1 rRNA gene is annotated in these 251 nt (G+C 56.6%); it reads right to left on the bottom strand.

Features of this window, described 5'->3' with window-relative positions:
• Positions 1–52 (bottom strand): 5S ribosomal RNA (rrf, locus tag IFT77_RS16510); the annotation flags it as partial.
• Positions 53–251 lie beyond the last annotated feature (199 nt).

Here is a 251-nt window from a genome sequence, read left to right as displayed (position 1 = left end):
CTTCCGGGTTCGGAATGGGACCGGGCGTTTCCCTCTCGCTATGGCCGCCGAAACATTTACCACACAACTCCCGAAGCCATGCCTCGGGTGAGGGTGAAGTCTGTTTCAGACCATGCCCACTGGCTATGCCGATGGGACTTGTCTGTTCTGTTGTCCCCACACCACAGGACGTGTGATGTTAGGGGTGTTCCGTAAAGCGGATCGTTGCCGACCGTCTTTCGGGAACCACATAGTGGACGCGTAGCAATCTT

Origin of the sequence: Frigoribacterium sp. CFBP 13729 (assembly GCF_014841875.1) — a bacterium.
GTDB lineage: Bacteria > Actinomycetota > Actinomycetes > Actinomycetales > Microbacteriaceae > Frigoribacterium.
Note: the sequence above shows the minus strand (reverse complement) of the source record. Positions and strands in the feature narration are given on the sequence as shown.